Raw genomic sequence first — 19,921 nt, 5'->3', positions numbered from 1 at the left:
AAATAAGAAACCAGGCAGAGACTAGCACAAGCAAAGCCCGGCGCAAAAAGCGCTACGCCGGTAATTGCAGCCAGGGTTGCCACAGGGTCTGTAACGTCTCCGGCGGCGCACCATTGATCAACTGCATCACCATTTCAGCCACCTGTTCACCCGCCTTATAGGGCGCTGCCTGGCGGATGGCGACAACAGGATGATCGAGAATTGCATCCCGCGGTAATCCTTCCCAGCCCGCCAGCAGAATGGCACCCTCGCCCGCTGCCCGTCCGGCCTGATGCAGCACAACGGCCGCGCCTTCAGCCAGCGCTGCACAGTCGGTAATAATCACTTCCGGCACAGAAACGTCTGCAAGCCATTCACGGGTCTGGTGATAGCCGGCACGGCGCGACGGTGCCACCGCCGCCATCGCATAAGGCGCAACCTCTCCCAGCGCCGTCAGATAACCCTGACGACGGTCACGCACCTGCGTGCTGTTTTCATTGCTGCCGAGCCAGGCTATCCGCTGCCGTCCCTGCGCCAGCGACCAGCTCACCGCCAGCTGTGAACCGGCAAGGTGATCAACATCAAACCAGGCATAGGTCGATGGCAGATCGCTGCGACCCAGCGCCAGAAAGCGAAAATTGGTCTGGAGCAGAGTGTGAAGCCGACTATCTTCAGGCGTGGTGTGGCCAACAATAAGGGCATCAACGGCTCCACTGCGTAGCAGGCGTGTCAGGTTCGACGGACTCTGCTGCTTATCCGCCAGCAACAACAGGTTAATTTCATAACGGGCAAGGTGATGATCCAGCGCCAGCAACATGTCGCTGAAGTCACTGCCACTCAAGGGGGATGAATTGATTGGGTAGACAAGTCCCACCGCGTTAGCACGGCCGGTTTTCAGTCGCCGCGCCGCCGCATTGGGCCGGTAGCCACGCCGCTGCGCTTCCTCTTCAATGCGTTTACGCGTCTCCGGCGCGACATCCTGATAACCGTTGAGGGCGCGGCTGACAGTTGTTACGGAAAGACCTAAAACCGCAGCGATGGCTTTGAGAGACATGGGAATGAGTCCGCTGATCAATTTTTGATCAGCCTACCATAAAGCCTCTGCTGGCTCTATTCGCAGACACATTACTGGCTCTTTTAGCGTGACACTTTACAGAAAAGTGCGCCCCCTGACGGGGGCGACCGTGATTATCCCAGCGGGGTGAGCGTGATCTCAACACGACGGTTTTGTGCTTTGCCTGCTTCGGTGCTGTTGGTGGCAACCGGGTTATCCGGGCCTGCACCCTGCGTGCGCAGGCGATCGCTGGCAACACCCTGTCCGATTAACGCACTGGCGACACTTTCAGCACGCTGCTGTGACAGACGCATGTTCAGCGCGCGACTGCCGGTGCTGTCGGTATAACCCACGACGTTTACCGCCGTTTTCGGATACTCTTTCAGCACCATTGAAACACCGGTCAGGGTGTTCGCTCCGGCAGGTTTCAGATTACTGCTGCTGGAGTCGAAGGTGACATTGTTTGGCATATTCAGGACGATGTTATCGCCATTACGGGTCACGCTGACGCCCGTGCCGCGCATCTTGTCGCGCAGTTTGGCTTCCTGCACGTCCATGTAGTAGCCCACGCCGCCGCCCAGTGCAGCACCGCCAGCGGCACCAATCAGCGCGCCTTTACGACGATCTTTCTTCGACGATGAGAGCACGCCGACACCGGCACCCACTAATGCACCCAGGCCCGCGCCTACGCCTGACTTACCCGCCTGAGATTCGCCGGTGTAAGGATTAGTCGTACAACCTGGCAGGGCCAGACTGCCGCTTAATAACAAGGTGATGGCAATTAATTTCTTCTGCATTTTTGTTCCCTTACATTCCACACACAGGGGAAAACCTTTCCCATAAGTGGCACGATTATGCCGTCTGGTGGCTGCGGATGTAGTGAGGAAAAATCCTGATTTATCGGGAATCACGCCTTTTGATTGTCAGGATGGCAAAAACAGTTGCTCTGATGATCGTTTATCAGTCCGCAGGCCTGCATAAACGAGTAGCAAATTGTGGGACCGATGAATTTGAAACCACGCTGCCTGAGTGCCTTCGAGAGCGCGGTCGCCTGCGCTGTGGTGGTGGGTGCCTGGCTGTAGTCGGGATAATGGTGAACGATTTGCACGTTATCAACAAATTGCCAGACGAAGCGGCTGAAATCCTCGCCTTTTGCATGCATCTCAAGGTAAGCGCGGGCGTTAGCAATAATGGCGGCGATTTTACCGGCATGGCGAATAATGCCGCTGTTGAGCATCAGCGTGTCGATATCTGCCGCATCCATCAATGCGATGGCCTGCGGATCAAACTGGTGAAACGCCGCCCGATAGTTTTCCCGTTTTTTCAGCACGGTGATCCAGGATAATCCCGCCTGCTGTCCTTCCAGACAGATCATCTCAAACAGCGCGCGATTGTCCCGCTGCGCTACACCCCATTCCCTGTCGTGATAGGCCAGATAGAGGGGATCCTGCGTTACCCAACCACATCGTTGCATCGCTTTGTTCCTTTAATAACGAGAATATTGTAGCGGTCCGCTTGATCTTAGAATTAATGGGTTGATAGTTAAACGATCACCGGTTAAATAACAGAGACGGGCCGAAAATTTAATTCAGACGCCGGATAATAACTTCAGTTTTGCCCGGAGAATCGATGTTGCCAATAAGCGGTTGGAAAGGTCTGCGGACCTGCTGTGCTGTATGCCTGTTAATCTTTACACAACCGACTTTTGCCCGCGGTGGCGCCTCTGCGCCTCAACATCCTGAGTTTCTTCCCGACTACGACACGATTCTGGCGGAGAAGATCGCCCTGAATCCCCTCGCCTTCAGCGATGAGAGCCGCGCCCTGTTTGAAGCCGCCATCAATTCGCCTACCGCCTCCCCCATCGCCCTGCACAGTGAAACCGGCAGCGTAGGCACTACCCCGCTGGGAAAACGCTATCGGGCTGGTGTTGACCTGCCTATTGCCCCGTCGTTTACCACCGGGCCGGTTGCGCAGTATGCGGTCGATCCGCAGCAGATGAACTGTCTGCAGTGCGATTACAGCGATCAGCAGAGCCGGGAACAGAGCGCCAGCGTCGGCTGGCGCATCGATTCGCAGCAGGGATGGATATCGCCATGGGCACAACTGAGTTATCACTATCTGATGGCAGACTCGCCGCAGCCCACCCGACGTGACGCGACGAACGGCACCGATCAGTCTGACGGTATCGATGTGAGCATCGGTGCACAGATGCCACTGAACGCTAATCTGGCGGCTTTTGCCTCCTTTTCTCAAAGCGAAGCGCTGAATAATCAGGATCAGCAACTTTATACCTTTGGCTTCAGCGCCAGTTTCTAACTGGGGCATCAAATGAGAAAGGATGTTGCGCGCTTGAAATATAATGAGTCCGCTAATCATTATACCGGTAACACTATGCGCAACGATTTGACAATTATTGGCCGCGAAATCGCGGTCTTCCTTCTGGCAGCCCTGGTGCTCGCGTTGACTATCGTCCCTGTCTACATTGATGTGGCCTGGATGAACGATGCACTCCATGAAACCTCTTTTACTGAAACCACCCAGGAATGCATGCTGGCGATGATCGCCGTGCTGTTTTTCATAGCGGCCCACCGCCGTCCCACTCAGCGTGGGGCACTGACCTTAGTGGCAGGCTTTTACAGCTGCATGTTGATCCGCGAACTCGACTTTGTATTTGATGCTGTCCAGCACGGCAGCTGGGTCTGGTTTGCGCTGGCAGTCACCGCAGGTTCGCTAGCTGTGGCCTTGCGAACACCGAAGAAAACCCTGCATGCGCTGGCGAGCCTGCTGCAACACCGCAGCTGGCCGGTGATGGCCTCCGGCTTTTTAGTGGTGCTGGTCTTCTCCCGACTGTTTGGTGTTCATGCGCTGTGGCAGCATCTGATGCTGGGGGACTACAACCGCGTGGTGAAAAACATGGCCGAAGAGGGCACCGAGCTTCTGGGATACAGCCTGTGCTGGCTCGCCTCGGTGCGCTATTTATGGCAGACCCGTCCGGCCGCTGCTGTTGTCAGCGTGCGCGCCACCGAATCTGCACCGACCCGCCACAACGCCTCTCCCGTCACATCACACTGATCCCTGGCGGTGCTTTTTAAGCGATCCGCACCCTTAAAAAAGGTACAATAAACACTTCTGCGTCGGCGACGGGTTCCCGACGCAAGGTGTTTGTTAACCTCAGGTCTTTTCATGTCAGCTAAAATCTTAACTTCAACGCTCATTGGCCTGGATGCCTTCCGACAGGATCCGCTGACTGCCCTGCAGCAGGCGGAAAAGGGCACGCTGGCGGTGTTAGATAACTATGCGCCGGTGATGTATGCCATTACACCTAAGCGTCTGGCTGAGCTGCTGGCGCTGGAAGCCGCCGCCCGGCAGCCAAATGATGTGGCGCTGGATGACAGCCTGTATGACGATGCTCCCGCCGCGATCCACACACCGGCAGGTAAGTTCGCCATGTATCAGGGCTGGCAGCCGGATGCCGACTTTACTCGTCAGGCCGCCATCTGGGGCGTGGCGCTGAGTGAACCGGTAACGCCCAGCGAGCTGGCGGCCTTTGTGGCCTACTGGCAGGCGGAAGGCCGGATGTTCCATCATGTGCAGTGGCAGCAGAAGCTGGCGCGCAGCATCCAGATGAACCGCGCCGCAAACGGCGGGCAACCGAAGCGTGATATCACGCAGTTGCCTGATCCTGACCGTACCATTCCCGATGGTTTCCGAGGTGAATGATGAAAACGCCCAACGATCTCTTTAACCGTCTGAAAAGAATGATGCCTGAGGGCACACGTCCCAAATTTGCCAATGGTGAAGAGCTGCTGGCGTGGAATCAGGAGCAGGGCCGCCTGCGTTCAGAGGCGATTGTGCGTGAAAACCGCGCAATGAAAATGCAGCGCGTAATGGGCCGTTCCGGCATTCGCGAGCTGCACATGAATTGCTCATTTGATAATTACCGGGTCGAAAACGAGGGACAGCGCAAAGCGCTGGAGCTGGCACGTCAGTACGCTGCCGAATTTGATGGCAGTATCGCCAGCTTTGTCTTTTCAGGGCGTCCTGGCACCGGTAAAAATCATCTGGCCGCCGCGATTGGTAATGACCTGATCCTGCGCGGTAAAAGCGTGCTGATCGTGACGGTCGCCGATCTGATGTCGAGCATGAAGGGCACCTTCAGCGGCAGCAGCGGCATTACTGAAGAGCGGCTGATTCAGGATCTCAGCAGTGTTGACCTGCTGGTGATTGATGAGATCGGTATGCAGAGCGAATCGCGCTACGAAAAAGTGATCATCAACCAGATTGTCGATCGCCGTTCTTCGTCCAAACGCCCGACCGGTATGTTATCCAACCTCGACCATGCGGGGATGAATGCGCTGCTGGGCGAACGCGTCATGGATCGTATGCGCCTCGGTAACAGCCTGTGGATCCGTTTCGACTGGGAAAGCTATCGCAGCCGGGTGCGCGGCGACGAATATTAAAAGAGGCAATGCCGGACCATTGCACGAATCGGGCTGCAGGTGCAGCAGAAAACTTAGCGTTAACCCGGCGATCTGATCGCCGTCACGATCTCAGCCACAACCGATCGGGTTGTGTGAAACAGCACGCAAAGTGGGAGATGTGGAAAACGTATGGGCTGATACACTCAAATCTTACTCCTCGGTTGAGTGAACCCGTGATGAAAACAAACGGCAAAGGCCCTGCACTACTGCGACTGAATAACCAGAAACGGGTGATGGCTCAGCTGCGCACGCTGCGCGTGACGTCGCGTCAGGATCTGGCGGAGGCGCTGACACTCAGTAAAAACACCGTCTCATTAATCATTGATGATCTGCTGGAACAGGGCCTGATAGAGGAGCTGGGACCGGTCAGCGTCGCGGCCGCCGGACGACCTAAAATCGGCATTACCCTGCGGCCGGAAAAACTCAAGAGCGCAGGCATTATGGTGGAACGCAATGTTATCCACTGGCGGGTCTGCGACTACTTTTCTCAGGTACTGGCTGAGGCGACGCTGCGTACCGATACCAGTAACCCGACGCGGTTGCTGGCTGAGCTGGCCATGCTATGCCGGGAACTGTTAGAGCGCTATCCCGATCTGCTCGGCATTGGCCTGGGCTTCCCCGGCATCGTGGATCCCCGGCGCGGCTGGATGCATATTTCATTGCCGCTTGAATGGCAGGATGTTGACCTGCTGAGCGCATTACGCAGGCACGTCCGGGTGCCCATTCGCATTATGAATAATGTTAAAGCCGCTGCGCTATTGGCTGTTGAGCTGCGTGGATTAGCGGTGGAGAGCGGTCACTTTTATCTGCGCATTTCCGAGGGAATCGGCGGCGCACTGGTACAGCATGGCGAAGTCTTTACCGGCCACAGCTGGACGGCGGGTGAAGTGGGACATCTGGTTGTCCAGCCCAATGGACCGCGTTGCAGCTGCGGCCGCCGGGGTTGTCTGGAAGCGCTGGTCAGCCAGCCTGCGGTTAAACAGCAGCTGGCACAGCGTCAGCCGGGCCTGAGCTGGCAGAACCGCGACAGCGCGCCACGCATCGTGGATGAGGTGATGGCGCAGGCGGGTGGCTATCTGGGTGCGGCGCTGAGCCAGATTATGCTGCTGCTGAATCCCGCCACTATCATCGTTGATTGTCCATGGAGCAGCAGTGAGGCCTTTTGCAAAGCGGTGCGCGATACGGCACACGGCAACGCGCTGACTTTTAGCGCCGCGCATACCCAACTGGACTTTCCAGAAAACCGGCTTGATCCGGCTAATGGGCTGGCGCTGGCGGTGCTGAAGCAGAGTGAGCAGCGGATGATCTAGTGGCTCAGGTCGCACCGGTTCATCCGCTGTATCAATTCACGCCAGACTCAACCTATCCTGCTACAACACATTCTCCCCAAAATGCTGGCGATACTCTTTTGGCGTGGTGTCGTAGCTTTTGCGGAACACCGAGTAGAAGTATTGCAGCGAAGGATAGCCGCACATCTGTGAGATCTCATTGATGTTGAGTGATGAAGAAGCCAGGAGTTCGCGCGCTTTTTCCAGTTTTTCGCGGTGGATCATGGCATGGAGAGTGTCGCCAGTCTCATCCCGAAAGCGTTTTTCCAGGTTAGAGCGCGACAGCCCGACCGCATCCAGCACCTGCTCCACTTTAATGCCTTTGCAGGCGTTGAAGCGGATGTAGTGCATCGCCTGAATCACCGCCGGATCGCGCAGCGAACGGTAGTCGGTCGAACGCCGGGCGATGACTTTCACCGGCGGCACCAGGATGCGCTGAAGCGGCAGGGGCTGCTTATCCAGCAATCGATGCAGCAGTTTGGCCGCCTGATAGCCCATCTGTCGTGAGCCCTGTGCCACAGAAGAGAGCGCCACGCGTGACAGATAGCGGGTGAGCTCCTCATTATCAATCCCGATCACCGTAAGCTTCTCCGGCACCGGTATTTTCAGGTGTTCGCACGCCTGCAGCAGGTGTCGCGCCCGCGAGTCAGTGACGGCGATAATGCCGGTTTGCGGCGGCAGCGTCTGCAGCCAGTCGGCGAGTCGGTTCTGGGCGTGCTGCCAGTTTTCCGGCGCGGTTTCCATGCCCTGATAAACCACGCCCTGATAGCGCTCTCGTCCCACCAGCAGGCGAAACGCCTGTTCCCGCTCCTGTGCCCAGCGCTTGCCGCTGGAGGCCGGTAAACCATAAAAGGCAAAGCGGTTGATACCTTTCTCTTTCAGGTGCAGAAAGGCTTTTTCCACCAGCGCGGCGTTGTCAGTGGCAATATAATGCACCGGCGGATAATCTTCCTGCCGATGGTAAGAGCCGCCGACGCCGACAATCGGGACAGAGACATTCGACAGCAGGGATTCAATGGAGCGATCGTCGTAGTCAGCGATCACCCCATCGCCCAGCCACTCGCGGATATTGTCGATGCGGCAGCGGAAATCTTCCTCAATGAAAATATCCCAGTCAGTCTGCGACGCCTGTAAATACTCACCGACGCCCTCCACAACCTGACGGTCATACACTTTGTTGGCGTTAAACAACAGCGTAATGCGATAACGTTTATCATGCATGGTGGCGCGTTCCCTTAAATCCTCAGCGCATTGCATAACACGGCTGAAAGGGGCAAAAAAATTGTTTGCGCCACAATGTGATCGCCCACGCGATTACACCCGACGCCGCGTTGCGGTATCCATCCACACTGCCAGCAGCAGGATCGCGCCTTTGACGATGTACTGCCAGAAGGTTGGCACATCCATCATGCTCATGCCGTTATCCAGCGAGGCCATGATAAAGGCGCCCATGACCGCGCCCGCCACCGACCCCACGCCACCCGCCAGGCTGGTGCCACCGATTACACAGGCGGCGATAGCGTCGAGCTCTGCAATGTTACCCGCCGACGGCGAGCCTGCGCCCAGCCGCGAACTGAGGATCAGCCCGGCAATCGCCACCATCACACCGTTAATGGCAAATACCACCAGCTTGGTACGCGCTACGTTAATGCCAGAGAGGCGGGCAGCGTCAATGTTGCCGCCGATGGCGTAGATGCGACGGCCAAATGCGGTGCGGGTCGCCATAAACATACCCGCCAGTAACAGTACGGCCAGCAGTAGTACCGGCGTCGGTACGCCGCGATAATCGTTCAGCAACCAGATGGCACCGAGCACTAAGATGGCGGTAATCGCCTGCCGTCCCACTGTGCCGCTGGCAGCGCCCTGCGGCAGCCCGAGCTGCTGACGACGCAGCCGCAAACGCCACTGCCAAAGTGTAAACAGCGCCAGACCGGCAACGCCAAAGCCGAACCCGACGCCGCCGGGCAGATAGCTCTGTCCAATCTGCGACATGCCCGGTGTGATCGGGGCAACCGTGGTGCCATCCGTAATCCCGACCAGAATGCCGCGAAACGCCAGCATTCCCGCCAGCGTCACGATAAACGACGGCACTTTGCGGTAGGCCACCCACCAGCCATTCCAGGTGCCGAGCAGTAACCCCATCACCAGCGTCACTACGATGGTCAGCGGCAGCGGCCAGCCGAGCCAGACGTCGAAAATCGCCGCCGCACCGCCCAGCAGGCCCATCATGGAACCCACTGACAGATCGATCTCCGCCGAGATAATCACGAACACCATACCGACCGCCAGAATGCCGGTGATGGCGGTCTGACGCAGGAGGTTGGAGACGTTACGTGCACTGAGCCAGGAGCCGTCGGTGGTCCAGGTAAAGAACAGCGCAATCAGCACAATCGCGCCCAGCATCACCAGAACCTGCAGGTTCGGCAGTGTGAACCTGCCCGGTGACGGTTTGCCCGGCGTGCCGGAGAGGCGGCTTTGGGTACTTTCACTTTTAAGCATAATGTTCACTCCGCAGGGCAGCTTCCATCACCTGCTCCTGAGTCAGGTTATCGTTAATCAAATCGGCTTTGATCTGCCCTTCATGCATCACCAGCACCCGATCGCTCAGGCCCAGCACTTCCGGCAGCTCAGAGGAAATCACAATCACCGCAATGCCCTGCTGAACCAGTGCATTGATCAGCAGGTAGATCTCCTGGCGTGCGCCCACATCAATGCCGCGCGTCGGTTCATCCAGGATCAGGATTTTTGGATTGAGCAGCAGGCACTTCGCCAGAATCGCTTTCTGCTGGTTGCCGCCGCTTAAGCGGCCAATTGGCAATTCCGATGAGGAGGTTTTCACCCGTAGCCGGCTAATCGCATCATTGATCGCCTGCTGCTCCTGCGCTTCATCCAGCGTAGAGAGGCGGTGGCTGAACTGGTCCAGCGCCGCCAGGGTAATGTTTTTGCCCACCGCCATCAGCGGCACGATGCCATCCTTTTTACGATCTTCCGGCACCATAGCAATGCCGTGCGCAATGGCGGCGCGGCAATCGGTAATGTTCACCTGTTTGCCGTTAATCCAGATATCGCCCTGCCAGCGTCCTGGCCAGACGCCAAACAGACACTGCACCGTTTCAGTCCTGCCTGCGCCCACCAGCCCGGCAATGCCGAGAATTTCACCGCGTCTGAGCGTGAATGAGACATTGTTGACGCGGCGGATATGGCGGTTGACCGGATGCCAGGCGGTGAGGTTCTCCACTTTGAGTATCACGTCGCCAATCTGATGGGGTGCGTGGGGATAGAGCGCGGTCAGCTCGCGTCCCACCATCATGGTGATGATGTCATCTTCGCTCAGGCCCGCCGCCGGACGGGTCGCAATATGCTGGCCGTCACGGATCACGCAGATGGTGTCGGAGATCGCCTTAACCTCATTCAGTTTGTGCGAGATGTAGATGCAGGCGATACCGTGTTCACGCAGGTTACGGATGATGCCCAGCAGCACATCCGTCTCCTGCTCCGTCAGGGAAGAGGTCGGCTCATCCAGAATCAGCAGCCGGACCTGTTTGTTAAGGGCGCGGGCAATCTCCACCAGCTGCTGCTGGCCCAGGCCTAATTCACCCACGCGGGTCGCGGGAGAGACGTTCAGCCCGACACGCGCCAGCAGTTGCTGGCAGCGCAGGGTCATGGTTTCATCATCCACCATGCCGAAACGGCTCAGTTCGGCACCCAGGAAGACGTTCTCCATCACCGTCAGTTGCCGCACCAGCGCCAGCTCCTGATGGATAATCACAATACCTTTACGCTCGGTATCGCGAATGGTCTGTGCCTGAACGTCGTCGCCAGAGAAGTGAATCTGCCCTTCAAAATCACCGTGCGGATAGAGTCCGCACAGGATTTTCATCAGCGTCGATTTGCCCGAGCCATTTTCACCGCACAGCGACATGACTTCGCCCGCCTCAAGTTGCAGGCTGACATCATTCAGCGCCTTTACTGCACCGAAACGCTTGGTGATGTTTTTCATTTCCAGCAGCATCGACTGTTCTCCCTCACGCTATGCGCGGTCAGAGTTCGCTCTTTTTGTGGAAACCGTCTTTCACCACGGTGCTTTCGATATTGTCTTTGTTGACCGGAATCGGCTTCAGCAGTCGTGACGGCACCTCTTTCAGGCCATTATTCAGCGTGCTGTTGCTGGCCGGCGTTTTGCCCTCGCCCAGCTCAACGGCAATTTTCGCCGCTTCGGTGGCCAGCTCGGTGATCGGTTTGTAAACCGTCATGGTCTGCGTACCCGCTTTGATACGTTTAATCGCGGCCAGATCGGCATCCTGTCCGGAGATCGCCACTTTTCCAGCCAGCCCCTGTGCGCTCAGGGCCTGAATCGCACCGCCTGCGGTGGCATCGTTAGAGGCCACGACCGCATCAATGTGGTTGCTGTTGGCGGTCAGCGCGTTTTCCATAATTTTCAGGGCGTTTTCTGGCAGCCAGGCATCGACCCACTGATCGCCGACAATTTTAATACTGCCGTTATCAATATAAGGTTTTAACACTTTCATCTGTCCAGCGCGGAACAGACGGGCGTTATTATCCACTGGCGATCCACCCATTAAAAAATAGTTGCCCTTAGGCACCTGTTTCACAATGCTTTCGGCCTGCAACTCGCCCACTTTTTCATTATCGAAAGAGATATAAAAATCGATATCAGCGTTATTAATCATTCGGTCATAGGCCAGCACTTTAATTCCTTCCCGTTTCGCTTCAGCGACAACGTTACTCAATACCTGACCGTTGTAGGGAATAATCACCAGCACATCGACACCGCGATTGATCATATTTTCAATCTGTGACATCTGGGTCTCTTCGTTGCCGTTGGCAGACTGAACAAAGACCTTAGCGCCCAGCGTTTCCGCCTGTTTAACGAAAATATCGCGGTCTTTCTGCCAGCGCTCAAGGCGCAAATCATCAATCGCCATGCCAATCTTTACTTCTTTTGCCACGCTGGTCTGGCTGAACAGCGCCAGCGCCGCGCAGGCGGCTAACAGTGCATGTTTCATCTTCATTGTGATCATCCTGTAGGTTGAGGCTATTGTCGTTTCAGGCCGATAAACCAGGCGGATGAATTGTTGCCCTTCTTTTCCTGTTACAGCAATTACTGATTTTTATCCGGCTATTACGTTTTTTGGTTTATTTCATTTTTTATGAGCGCGATCGAGGTTTCATCTTTTTAAGACAAGCGAGTAATAATGATAAACCCCTCTGCAAATAACATTATTTTGCGAGCCAGCGCACAAATAATAATTATCTGACACCCGGAATGAAATATCGTAATTGAGCTGAGACAGCAGCCCATATTGAATATTGCTTCAACGCAGACCATTCGGGTACTGATGCTAAGGAGCAAACCATGCACGCTTATTTCGATCAGATCGATCGGGTTCGTTATGAAGGCACCCAGTCGACGCATCCTCTCGCTTTCCGCCATTACAACCCTGACGAGGTGATCCTCGGCAAGACCATGGCGGAGCATCTGCGCTTTGCTGCCTGTTACTGGCACACCTTCTGCTGGAATGGCGCGGATATGTTTGGTGTCGGCGCCTTTGATCGTCCGTGGCAGAAAAGCGGAGATGCGCTACAGCAGGCAAAACTCAAAGCGGATGTGGCCTTTGAGTTTTTCCACAAGCTGAATGTGCCGTGGTACTGCTTCCATGACGTTGATGTCTCACCAGAAGGCGATTCGCTGCAAAGCTACAAAGAAAACTTTGCCGCCATGACCGATAAACTGCTGGAAAAACAGCAGGAAACTGGCGTCAAACTGCTATGGGGCACGGCCAACTGCTTTACCCATCCACGCTACGGTGCGGGCGCAGCAACCAATCCCGATCCGGAGGTCTTTGCCTGGGCCGCGACGCAGGTCTGTAGCGCCATGCAGGCGACCAAAACCCTGGGCGGTGAGAACTATGTGTTATGGGGCGGGCGTGAAGGCTATGAAACCCTCCTGAATACCGATCTGCGCCAGGAGCGCGAGCAGATTGGCCGCTTTATGCAGATGGTGGTCGAGCACAAACACAAAATCGGTTTCCAGGGGACACTGCTGATCGAACCGAAACCGCAGGAGCCGACTAAACATCAGTATGATTATGATGTCGCGACAGTTTATGGCTTCCTGAAACAGTTCGGCCTGGAAAAAGAGATCAAAGTTAACGTTGAGGCGAACCACGCCACGCTGGCCGGTCACTCTTTCCATCATGAAATCGCGACTGCCATTGCGTTGGGTATTTTTGGTTCCGTGGATGCCAACCGCGGCGATCCGCAGTGCGGCTGGGATACCGATCAGTTCCCGGTCAGCGTGGAAGAAAATGCGCTGGTGATGTACGAAATCCTTAAAGCAGGCGGCTTTACCACCGGCGGCTTAAACTTTGATGCCAAAGTGCGTCGTCAGAGCACCGATAAATATGATCTCTTCTACGGTCATATTGGCGCGATGGACACCATGGCGCTGGCGCTGAAGGTAGCAGCTCGCATGATCAGCGACGGTGAACTCGATAAGCGTGTGGCACAGCGCTACAGCGGCTGGAATGGTGAGTTCGGCCAGCAAATTTTAAAAGGTGAGTTTTCACTGGAAGCCCTTGCGGCGCATGCTCAGCAGCAGCAGCTCAATCCGCAGCATCAGAGCGGACGTCAGGAGCAGCTGGAAAATCTGGTGAATCACTACCTGTTTGATTTCTAACCCTTCAGGAGCAGAGCATGTTTATCGGGATCGATTTAGGTACCTCTGGCGTCAAAGTGGTGCTGATGGATGCACAAGGCAACGTGGTGGCGACAGAAACGTCGCCCCTGCAGGTTTCGCGTCCGCAGCCCTTGTGGAGCGAGCAGGATCCCGAGAGCTGGTGGCAGGCGCTGGATTTGGCCATGCAGGCACTGAGCGGGCAGCAGGACCTGCACGCGGTGCAGGCCATCGGGCTGAGCGGACAGATGCATGGTGCAACGCTGCTCGACAGCGCTAACCGGGTATTACGTCCGGCCATGCTCTGGAATGACGGGCGCAGCGAGGTGCAGTGCCGTGAGCTGGAGCAGAAGGTGCCGGATTCGCGCTCGATTACTGGCAACCTTATGATGCCCGGCTTCACGGCTCCCAAACTGCTGTGGGTGCAGCAGCATGAACCGGCCATCTTCAGTCAGATTGCTCACGTGCTGTTGCCCAAGGATTATCTGCGCTGGCGATTAAGTGGCGATTTCGCCACCGATATGTCCGATGCCGCAGGCACAATGTGGCTGGATGTGGCGCAGCGTGACTGGAGCGATGTGATGCTGCAGGCCTGCGATCTCAGCCGCGATCAGATGCCGCAACTCTATGAAGGCAATGCCCTGACCGGCACATTACAGGCCGAACTGGCTACACGCTGGAAGATGAACACTGTACCGCTGGCTGCTGGCGGTGGTGATAATGCCGCGGGTGCGATGGGTGTCGGCATGACAGAACCGGGCCAGGGGATGCTGTCGCTGGGGACATCAGGCGTCTATTTCGTGGTGAGCGACGGCTATCTCAGCAATCCGGAGCGCGCGGTGCACAGTTTCTGCCATGCGTTGCCGCAGCGCTGGCATCTGATGTCGGTGATGCTCAGCGCGGCCTCCTGTCTGGACTGGGCAGCAACGCTGACCGGTTGCAAAGATGTCCCTGAGCTACTGGCTGAAGCGGAGCGCGCGCGCGATGACGTGCCTGGGCTGTGGTTTCTGCCCTATCTCTCCGGTGAGCGCACGCCGCATAACAACCCCAATGCCCGGGGCGCTTTCTTTGGTTTTACCCACCAGCATGGTCGTCCCGAGCTGGCACGATCGGTACTGGAAGGCGTGGGGTTTGCGCTGGCGCAGGGCATGGACGTGCTGCATGACTGTGGCGTCCAGCCAGAGAGTATTATGCTGATCGGTGGCGGCGCACGCAGCGCTCTGTGGCGTCAGATGCTGGCGGATATCAGTGGCCAGACGCTGGACTATTGCCACGGCGGTGAGGTTGGCCCTGCACTGGGAGCCGCAAGGCTGGCACAGCAGGCGCTGGATCCTGCGGTCACCGTCCCGACGCCGGTTCTGGTGCAGCGGCATCAGCCGGATCCGGGCAGGCTGGCGCATTACCAGCTGCGTCGCGAGACCTTTGCGACCCTGTATCAGCAGCTCCTGCCGCTGATGAAGTGATCCGGCGCGGACAATCCGGGATGTAAAATGTCGGTTAATGCCCCTGACATTGAATGCCGGGGGAATGAATGCAGAAAGGAGGATCGTGAACCCTGTTGCTGAAACGGCATGGCGGGAATGACACTTATCCCGCCACGCCATCAGGCATCAGCCAATTGCGCCCAGCGTATCTTCCTGACTCTGTTTCTTCGGCAGCAGGAATAGCGTCGCCGCAATATCCAGCAGATAAATCAGCGCCAGCAGGGTAATTGCCGCCGTGAACGAGAACTGGCTCGCCAGCAGACCAATCACTACCGGGCCGAAGCCGCCCACGCCACGTCCCAGGTTGAACAGGACGTTTTGCGCGGTGGCACGTACCTGCGGCGGGAAGGTATCGGAAATCAGCGCACCGTAGCCGCCAATCATGCCGTTAACAAACATCCCCATGATCGCGCCGGTAAACAGCATGATGTTCGGGTCGCGCAGCTGCGCATAGACCACCACCATCACCACCGCACCAAACTGATAGAGCAGGAAGATTTTCCAGCGCGCAAAGCGGTCGGCCAGCACGCCAAACAGCCAGATGCCAAAGGTCATCCCCACCACCGTTACTGCGGTCCAGAGGCCCGACTTCGTCAGGCTGAAGCCAAAGCTGGAAGAGAGGTAGCTCGGCATCCAGATCATCAGCCCGTAGTAACCGAAGTTCTGCACTGAACAAAGGATAAAAATGCCCAGGCTGGCTTTAGCGGTAGCGTGATCGCGCACCAGCAGCTTCAGGCGTGCCGGAAACGAGAGTGACGGCACATGTTTAACCTGCCGCTGATAGGCTTCCGGTTCGCCCATCCCGCGACGAATGGCAAACGAGACCAGCGCAGGCAACAAACCGACCAGAAACATGCCACGCCAGCCGATGACAGTCAGCAGCAGTGGCGTGATAAAGGCCGCCATCAGCACCCCCAGCTGCCAGCCGATGCCAACCCATGCCGAGGCGCGGTTGCGCTTCTCTGCAGGCCAGGCCTCGGCAATCAGCGCCATGCCGATACCAAATTCGCCACCCAGACCCACACCCGCCAGCGTGCGCCAGGCGAGCAGGTCCCAGTAGCCCTGCGCCACCGCGCACAGGCCGGTAAAGACCGAGAACACCAGAATCGTGACGGTCAGCATACGGATGCGGCCATAACGGTCGCTGAGATGACCGAAGACGATGCCACCGATGACTGCGCCAATCAGCGTCCAGGTCACCAGCGATCCCGCCTGTGATGGATTGAGCGCCAGCGAAACACTGATAGCCGGCAACATAAAGCCAAGTATCAGCAGGTCAAATCCATCCATGGCATAACCGCTGACCGCAGCCAGCATCGCTTTGCCCGGCGTTACGCCCGGTTTAGATTGGGGAGAAGGGGACATCTTTGCGCACCTCAGAGGGAAAAGTGCCGCAATTATAAAGAGAGTTCAGGATGTGACCAATTGAAAAGGCTTATCCCTGCGCCGATCAGGCGCAGGGATAAGGTTTATCAGGAAGGTTTGTTGCTGCCGTCGTCGCCCGACAGTAATTCATCGAGACGGTCACCGCCAACGTGACGGAAATCCTGACCTTTGACGAAATAGAAGATGATTTCGCAGATGTTCTGGCAACGATCGCCGATGCGCTCAATAGCACGCGCGCAGAACAGTGCCGTCAGCACGCTGGGAATCGTGCGCGGATCTTCCATCATGTAGGTCATCAGCTGACGCACAATGCCTTCATACTCTTTATCTACCTTTTTATCTTCACGGTAGATAGTGATGGCTTCATTGAGATCCATGCGGGCAAAGGCGTCCAGCACATCATGCAGCATCTGCACAGTGTGACGGCCCAGCGACTCCAGGCTCACCAGCAGCGGAAGGTGCTGCTGACCAAACTTCTCCAGCGCCGTGCGGCTGATCTTCTCCGCCACGTCGCCAATGCGTTCCAGCTCGGAAATGGTTTTGATGATCGCCATCACCAGTCGTAAATCGATCGCGGTCGGCTGACGTTTGGCGATGATGCGCACGCAGGCTTCATCAATCTCTACTTCCATCATATTGACTTTCTGGTCGCCGTCGATCACCCGCTGCGCCAGTTCGCCATCCAGATTATGCATCGCAGTAATGGCGTCGGTGAGTTGCTGCTCGACCATGCCACCCATGATCATCACCTGGGTACGGATATGCTCCAGTTCGGCATTGAACTGACCGGAGATGTGCTTATTCAGATTCAGATTATCCATGTCGATCTCCTGTCAGATCAGCCGTAGCGGCCAGTAATGTAGTCTTCGGTTTGCTTCTGTGCGGGCTTGGTGAACAGCGTGTCGGTGTCGCTGAACTCAATCAGTTCGCCCAGATACATGAACGCGGTATGGTCAGAGCAGCGTGCCGCCTGCTGCATATTGTGCGTCACGATCACCACGGTGTAATCCTGCTTCAGCTCGGTAATCAGCTCTTCAATACGGCCGGTAGAGATAGGATCCAGCGCGGAGCAGGGCTCATCCAGCAGCAACACTTCCGGGCGAATCGCGATACCGCGTGCAATGCACAGACGCTGCTGCTGGCCGCCGGAAAGACTGTAACCGCTCTGATGCAGCTTGTCTTTGGTTTCATTCCACAGTGCCGCTTTGGTCAGCGCCCACTGTACGCGCTCGTCCATATCGGCACGCGACAGTTTTTCAAACAGGCGCACGCCAAAGGCGATGTTGTCATAGATCGACATCGGGAACGGCGTCGGCTTCTGAAACACCATGCCGACGCGGGCGCGCAGCAGCGCGATATCCTGCTGTGTCGCCAGAATGTTTTCGCCATCCAGCAAAATGTCCCCTTCGGCCCGCTGCTCCGGATAGAGTGAGTACATCTTATTGAAGGTACGCAGCAGGGTCGACTTACCACAGCCCGAGGGCCCGATAAACGCGGTGACCTCATTCTTAGCGATATCCAGGTTGATGTTCTTCAGCGCATGAAACTTGCCGTAATAGAAGTTCAGATTACGGACCTGAATTTTATCGGCTGATGCTGTCGCGATACTCATAATTCATCTCTCTTATACGGCGCCGCTCAGAGCAGCGCCGGAAGTTAACCGTGTTTACCTTTGGCAAAAATCACCCGCGCCACAATGTTCAGCAGCAGCACACAGAGGGTAATAATCAGCACGCCCGCCCAGGCCAGGCTCTGCCATTCAGCAAAGGGGCTCATGGCGAACTTGAAAATGGTGACCGGCAGGTTCGCCAGCGGCTGCATCATGTCGGTGCTCCAGAACTGGTTCGACAGCGCCGTAAATAGCAGCGGGGCCGTTTCACCGGCGATACGGGCAATCGCCAGCAGCACGCCGGTGATGATGCCGGAGACCGAGGCTTTCAGGGTGATGGCCGAGATCATCTTCCACTTGGGTGTGCCGAGCGCGTAAGCCGCTTCACGCATGCTATCTGGCACCAGACGCAGCATGTTTTCGGTAGTACGAATCACAATTGGCACCTGCAGCAGCGCCAGTGCAATCACCCCGGCCCAACCGGAGAAGTGCTGCATCTTTGCCACCACAAGGGTGTAGACGAACAGGCCGACCACAATTGAGGGGGCCGAAAGCAGAATATCGTTAATAAAGCGGATCACTTCTGACAGGGCCGATTTGCGCCCATACTCCGCCAGGTAGATGCCCGCCATGATGCCCAGTGGTGTGCCAAAGAAAGTAGACCAGAAAATCAGTAATCCACTGCCGGCCAGGGCGTTCGCCAGACCGCCGCCCGCAGTATTCGGCGGTGGCGTGGATTCGGTGAACAGGGACCAGGAAAGACCATCCACACCGCGCGTGACGGTGGTGAACAGGATCCACACCAGCCAGAACAGGCCAAATGCCATGGTCAGCAGCGACAACGTCAGCGCAATTTTATTTTTAGTACTGCGCCAGGACTGCATTTTACGGCGTGATGCGTCCAGTTCGGCGCGCGCCTGAATTTCAATCGTGGTCATGAGCGCGCTCCTTCACTTTTCTGCAGTCGCATAATCATCAGCTTTGAAATCGCCAGCACGATAAAGGTAATCACAAACAGGATCAGTCCCAGCTCCATCAGCGCGGCGACATGAACGCCCGACTCCGCTTCCGCGAATTCGTTGGCCAGCGCTGAGGTGATGCTGTTACCCGGCATAAACAGTGACGGGCTGTCGAGCTGGTAGGTGTTGCCGATAATAAAGGTGACCGCCATGGTCTCGCCCAGCGCACGACCCAGTCCCAGCATCACGCCACCAATCACGCCATTTTTGGTAAAGGGCAGTACGACACGCCAGATCACTTCCCAGGTGGTGCAGCCAATACCGTAGGCTGACTCTTTCATCATCACCGGGGTCTGTTCAAACACGTCGCGCATGACCGAGGCGATGTAAGGGATAATCATGATTGCCAGAATCACCCCTGCCGCAAGAATACCGATACCGAAAGCGGGGCCGGAGAAGAGTTCGCCAATAATCGGAATGCCCGACATCACGTCATTAACCGGCGTCTGAAAATATTCGGCAAACAGCGGCGCGAAAACAAACAGGCCCCACATGCCGTAAACAATACTCGGAATTGCCGCCAGCAGCTCAATGGCGGTGCCCAGCGGGCGACGCAGCCAGGCGGGTGAGAGTTCGGTCAGGAACAGCGCGATACCAAAACTCACCGGCACGGCGATAACCAGGGCGATGATGGAGGTCACAAGGGTGCCGTAAATCGGTACCAGTGCGCCAAATTGTTCATTGGGCGCATCCCAGGTTTTGGTCCACAAAAAGGCGAAACCAAACTTCTGGATGCTGGGCCACGAGGAGATGATCAGGGAGACAATAATGCCGCCCATCAGTAACAACACAATCAGCGCAGCCAGCCTGACCAGCGCGCCAAAAATTTTGTCACCTTGTTTGCCTGGGGCTTTGAATGCCGGCTTCGTTGCAGCCATAGAAGT

General features: G+C 56.6%; 19 protein-coding genes. 7 read left to right on the top strand and 12 right to left on the bottom strand.

Going from position 1 to position 19,921, the window contains the following annotated elements; translation table 11 throughout:
• Positions 1–52: 52 nt before the first annotated feature.
• The 3 genes from HZZ01_RS18525 to HZZ01_RS18515 form a co-directional block, all read right to left on the bottom strand.
• Positions 53–1,033 (bottom strand): LacI family DNA-binding transcriptional regulator, encoded by a 981-nt coding sequence (locus HZZ01_RS18525; protein ID WP_179898928.1) that lies wholly within the window; start codon positions 1,031–1,033, stop codon positions 53–55.
• Positions 1,034–1,167: 134 nt separating this feature from the next.
• Positions 1,168–1,830, bottom strand: coding sequence for an OmpA family lipoprotein (locus tag HZZ01_RS18520; protein ID WP_161733267.1), 663 nt, complete (start codon positions 1,828–1,830; stop codon positions 1,168–1,170).
• A gap of 110 nt (positions 1,831–1,940) precedes the next feature.
• On the bottom strand, positions 1,941–2,507 hold the full coding sequence (locus HZZ01_RS18515; protein ID WP_179898927.1) for a DNA-3-methyladenine glycosylase I: 567 nt from the start codon (positions 2,505–2,507) through the stop codon (positions 1,941–1,943).
• A 155-nt stretch (positions 2,508–2,662) separates the two neighbouring features.
• Between HZZ01_RS18515 and HZZ01_RS18510 the strand changes: the two genes are divergently transcribed.
• The 5 genes from HZZ01_RS18510 (at position 2,663) to HZZ01_RS18490 (ending at position 6,824) form a co-directional block, all read left to right on the top strand.
• A complete protein-coding gene (locus HZZ01_RS18510) occupies positions 2,663–3,349 on the top strand; it encodes an autotransporter (RefSeq protein ID WP_179898926.1) in 687 nt (228 codons plus the stop codon).
• 75 nt (positions 3,350–3,424) lie between these two features.
• Positions 3,425–4,105 carry a hypothetical protein gene (locus HZZ01_RS18505; protein WP_179899057.1) on the top strand — a complete coding sequence of 227 codons (681 nt, stop codon included), beginning with the start codon at positions 3,425–3,427 and terminating at the stop codon, positions 4,103–4,105.
• A 111-nt stretch (positions 4,106–4,216) separates the two neighbouring features.
• On the top strand, positions 4,217–4,753 hold the full coding sequence (gene dnaT / locus HZZ01_RS18500) for a primosomal protein DnaT (RefSeq protein WP_179898925.1): 537 nt from the start codon (positions 4,217–4,219) through the stop codon (positions 4,751–4,753).
• The gene (dnaC, locus tag HZZ01_RS18495) at positions 4,753–5,493 is read left to right on the top strand and encodes a DNA replication protein DnaC (protein ID WP_179899056.1); all 741 of its coding nucleotides are present in this window, start codon (positions 4,753–4,755) and stop codon (positions 5,491–5,493) included. The genes dnaT and dnaC overlap by 1 nt, the downstream gene beginning before the upstream one ends.
• 197 nt (positions 5,494–5,690) lie before the next feature.
• On the top strand, positions 5,691–6,824 hold the full coding sequence (locus HZZ01_RS18490; protein ID WP_179899055.1) for an ROK family transcriptional regulator: 1,134 nt from the start codon (positions 5,691–5,693) through the stop codon (positions 6,822–6,824).
• Positions 6,825–6,884: 60 nt separating this feature from the next.
• On the opposite strand, the gene xylR is transcribed toward HZZ01_RS18490, so the two are convergent.
• From xylR to xylF, 4 genes are all read right to left on the bottom strand, one after another.
• The gene (gene xylR / locus HZZ01_RS18485) at positions 6,885–8,063 is read right to left on the bottom strand and encodes a D-xylose utilization transcriptional activator XylR (protein ID WP_179898924.1); all 1,179 of its coding nucleotides are present in this window, start codon (positions 8,061–8,063) and stop codon (positions 6,885–6,887) included.
• A gap of 93 nt (positions 8,064–8,156) precedes the next feature.
• Entirely contained in the window at positions 8,157–9,341 is a 1,185-nt protein-coding gene (xylH, locus tag HZZ01_RS18480) for a xylose ABC transporter permease XylH (protein ID WP_179898923.1), read from the bottom strand.
• Positions 9,334–10,854: a xylose ABC transporter ATP-binding protein gene (locus HZZ01_RS18475; protein ID WP_179898922.1), complete on the bottom strand. Its 1,521-nt coding sequence runs from the start codon at positions 10,852–10,854 to the stop codon at positions 9,334–9,336. Before HZZ01_RS18475 ends, xylH begins: the two co-directional genes overlap by 8 nt.
• A gap of 28 nt (positions 10,855–10,882) precedes the next feature.
• Positions 10,883–11,875: a D-xylose ABC transporter substrate-binding protein gene (xylF, locus tag HZZ01_RS18470; protein WP_179898921.1), complete on the bottom strand. Its 993-nt coding sequence runs from the start codon at positions 11,873–11,875 to the stop codon at positions 10,883–10,885.
• Positions 11,876–12,219: 344 nt separating this feature from the next.
• Here xylF and xylA point away from each other — a divergent pair, with 344 nt between their 5' ends.
• Positions 12,220–13,542 (top strand): xylose isomerase, encoded by a 1,323-nt coding sequence (xylA, locus tag HZZ01_RS18465; RefSeq protein ID WP_179898920.1) that lies wholly within the window; start codon positions 12,220–12,222, stop codon positions 13,540–13,542.
• A 17-nt stretch (positions 13,543–13,559) separates the two neighbouring features.
• Positions 13,560–15,002 carry a xylulokinase gene (gene xylB, locus HZZ01_RS18460; protein WP_179898919.1) on the top strand — a complete coding sequence of 481 codons (1,443 nt, stop codon included), beginning with the start codon at positions 13,560–13,562 and terminating at the stop codon, positions 15,000–15,002.
• 147 nt (positions 15,003–15,149) lie between these two features.
• Here the strand turns inward: xylB and HZZ01_RS18455 are convergent, their stop codons facing one another.
• The 5 genes from HZZ01_RS18455 to pstC form a co-directional block, all read right to left on the bottom strand.
• Positions 15,150–16,388, bottom strand: a complete 1,239-nt coding sequence (locus HZZ01_RS18455; protein WP_179898918.1) for an MFS transporter — start codon at positions 16,386–16,388, stop codon at positions 15,150–15,152.
• A 107-nt stretch (positions 16,389–16,495) separates the two neighbouring features.
• Entirely contained in the window at positions 16,496–17,230 is a 735-nt protein-coding gene (gene phoU, locus HZZ01_RS18450; RefSeq protein WP_003849553.1) for a phosphate signaling complex protein PhoU, read from the bottom strand.
• 17 nt (positions 17,231–17,247) lie between these two features.
• Positions 17,248–18,021, bottom strand: a complete 774-nt coding sequence (gene pstB / locus HZZ01_RS18445; RefSeq protein WP_003849550.1) for a phosphate ABC transporter ATP-binding protein PstB — start codon at positions 18,019–18,021, stop codon at positions 17,248–17,250.
• A 44-nt stretch (positions 18,022–18,065) separates the two neighbouring features.
• A complete protein-coding gene (gene pstA, locus HZZ01_RS18440) occupies positions 18,066–18,956 on the bottom strand; it encodes a phosphate ABC transporter permease PstA (protein WP_003849548.1) in 891 nt (296 codons plus the stop codon).
• The gene (gene pstC / locus HZZ01_RS18435; protein ID WP_179898917.1) at positions 18,953–19,915 is read right to left on the bottom strand and encodes a phosphate ABC transporter permease PstC; all 963 of its coding nucleotides are present in this window, start codon (positions 19,913–19,915) and stop codon (positions 18,953–18,955) included. The genes pstA and pstC overlap by 4 nt, the downstream gene beginning before the upstream one ends.
• Positions 19,916–19,921 lie beyond the last annotated feature (6 nt).

The organism is Pantoea sp. WMus005 (assembly GCF_013415305.1).
Taxonomy (GTDB): Bacteria; Pseudomonadota; Gammaproteobacteria; order Enterobacterales; family Enterobacteriaceae; genus Pantoea; species Pantoea rara.
The sequence above is the reverse complement of the archived record's forward strand: the minus strand, read 5'-3'. Positions and strand labels throughout refer to the sequence as shown.

Coding starts and splice junctions, on each gene's coding strand:
- HZZ01_RS18515 (WP_179898927.1), bottom strand. CDS start 2,507: ATGCAACGATGTGGTTGGGTAACGCAGGATCCCCTCTATCTGGCCTAT.
- HZZ01_RS18455 (WP_179898918.1), bottom strand. CDS start 16,388: ATGTCCCCTTCTCCCCAATCTAAACCGGGCGTAACGCCGGGCAAAGCG.
- HZZ01_RS18510 (WP_179898926.1), top strand. CDS start 2,663: ATGTTGCCAATAAGCGGTTGGAAAGGTCTGCGGACCTGCTGTGCTGTA.
- HZZ01_RS18525 (WP_179898928.1), bottom strand. CDS start 1,033: ATGTCTCTCAAAGCCATCGCTGCGGTTTTAGGTCTTTCCGTAACAACT.
- pstC (WP_179898917.1), bottom strand. CDS start 19,915: ATGGCTGCAACGAAGCCGGCATTCAAAGCCCCAGGCAAACAAGGTGAC.
- xylR (WP_179898924.1), bottom strand. CDS start 8,063: ATGCATGATAAACGTTATCGCATTACGCTGTTGTTTAACGCCAACAAA.
- HZZ01_RS18490 (WP_179899055.1), top strand. CDS start 5,691: ATGAAAACAAACGGCAAAGGCCCTGCACTACTGCGACTGAATAACCAG.
- HZZ01_RS18520 (WP_161733267.1), bottom strand. CDS start 1,830: ATGCAGAAGAAATTAATTGCCATCACCTTGTTATTAAGCGGCAGTCTG.
- pstA (WP_003849548.1), bottom strand. CDS start 18,956: ATGACCACGATTGAAATTCAGGCGCGCGCCGAACTGGACGCATCACGC.
- HZZ01_RS18505 (WP_179899057.1), top strand. CDS start 3,425: ATGCGCAACGATTTGACAATTATTGGCCGCGAAATCGCGGTCTTCCTT.
- dnaC (WP_179899056.1), top strand. CDS start 4,753: ATGAAAACGCCCAACGATCTCTTTAACCGTCTGAAAAGAATGATGCCT.
- HZZ01_RS18475 (WP_179898922.1), bottom strand. CDS start 10,854: ATGCTGCTGGAAATGAAAAACATCACCAAGCGTTTCGGTGCAGTAAAG.
- xylB (WP_179898919.1), top strand. CDS start 13,560: ATGTTTATCGGGATCGATTTAGGTACCTCTGGCGTCAAAGTGGTGCTG.
- xylA (WP_179898920.1), top strand. CDS start 12,220: ATGCACGCTTATTTCGATCAGATCGATCGGGTTCGTTATGAAGGCACC.
- xylF (WP_179898921.1), bottom strand. CDS start 11,875: ATGAAGATGAAACATGCACTGTTAGCCGCCTGCGCGGCGCTGGCGCTG.
- pstB (WP_003849550.1), bottom strand. CDS start 18,021: ATGAGTATCGCGACAGCATCAGCCGATAAAATTCAGGTCCGTAATCTG.
- phoU (WP_003849553.1), bottom strand. CDS start 17,230: ATGGATAATCTGAATCTGAATAAGCACATCTCCGGTCAGTTCAATGCC.
- xylH (WP_179898923.1), bottom strand. CDS start 9,341: ATGCTTAAAAGTGAAAGTACCCAAAGCCGCCTCTCCGGCACGCCGGGC.
- dnaT (WP_179898925.1), top strand. CDS start 4,217: ATGTCAGCTAAAATCTTAACTTCAACGCTCATTGGCCTGGATGCCTTC.